Source organism: Serratia nevei (assembly GCF_024160145.1).
GTDB lineage: Bacteria > Pseudomonadota > Gammaproteobacteria > Enterobacterales > Enterobacteriaceae > Serratia > Serratia nevei_A.
The window spans coordinates 1-1,211 of the sequence record NZ_JAMYWQ010000093.1; the positions used below are offsets into that span (position 1 = coordinate 1).

The following is a 1,211-nucleotide window of genomic DNA, read 5'->3' on the forward strand; positions in this document are numbered from 1 at the left end:
TGATCTCTTCCCTTTGTTCAGTACCGGCGTAAAGTAGAGTTTTCGGCCTTTCTTCTCCTGAAAAAAGAGGTCATCTGATATGAAAAAGACCCGTTATACCGAAGAACAGATCGCGTTTGCCCTGAAACAGGCTGAAACCGGCACCCGCGTGGAGGAAGTGTGCAGAAAGATGGGGATTTCCGAAGCCACTTTTTACAATTGGAAGAAGAAATTCGGTGGCATGGGCGTAACGGAACTTCGTCGCCTGAGGCAGTTGGAGGAAGAAAATCAGCGCCTTAAGCGTCTGGTGGCAGATCTGAGTCTGGACAAAGAGATGCTGCAGGAGGTCATCAAAAAAAAGTTCTGAGGCCGGCCCAGAAACGGGAAGCGGTATCCTGGTTGCTGGAGGCCTACCGCATCGGGCTGCGGCGTGGCTGTCGTCTGATGATGCAGAGCCGCACGGTCTATCACTATCAAAGCCGGCGCGACGACCGCGCCATCACGCAGCGGATAAGGGAGATAGCCGAAACCCGCATTCGCTACGGCATGCAGCGCATTCATATCCTGCTGCGCCGGGAAGGCTGGCTGATTAACCATAAGAAAACCCACCGTATTTATTGTCAGGAAGGGCTGAATCTACGGACAAAACGCCCCCGGCGACATGTCACAGCCAGGCACAGACTGGCGCGTCCGGCAGTGACGACGGCCGATCAGTGCTGGAGCATGGATTTCGTTGCTGATAATCTGTTCAACGGGCGTCGGATCCGTGCGCTGACTGTAGTCGATAATTTTAGTCGGGAATGCCTGGCGATAGAAGTGGGACAGGGCCTGCGGGGTGACGATGTCGTTGCGGTAATGGCGCGGCTGAAGCAATTACAGCAGCGAGTCCCCGAACGGCTTCAGACCGACAATGGCAGCGAATTTATCTCAAAGGCGTTGGATAAATGGGCGTATGAAAATGGCATCACGATGGACTTCTCCCGGCCGGGAAAGCCGACGGACAATGCGTTAATCGAATCATTTAACGGTAGCTTCCGTGACGAGTGTCTGAACGTTCACTGGTTTCTGTCACTGGAAGATGCGCAGGAAAAGGTCGAGTGCTGGCGACAGGAATATAACCGGCAAAGACCCCATTCTTCGTTAAATAACCAGACTCCGGAGGAATTTGTCCGAAGTCTGCAAAAAAGCCCGGATCTCTGATTTAGTCTGGCGCTGATTTGGGGAAGAGATCA

At 53.2% G+C, this 1,211-nt stretch carries 1 protein-coding gene; it reads left to right on the forward strand.

Translation table 11 applies throughout. The features are described from left to right. Window positions 1-79 precede the first annotated feature (79 nt). Window positions 80-1,179 (forward strand): IS3 family transposase gene (locus tag M6G53_RS24860; protein ID WP_253335211.1). Its coding sequence is split into 2 segments (ribosomal slippage): window positions 80-332 and window positions 332-1,179, totalling 1,101 coding nucleotides; the frame shifts between segments, so codons are not numbered across the junction. Window positions 1,180-1,211 lie beyond the last annotated feature (32 nt).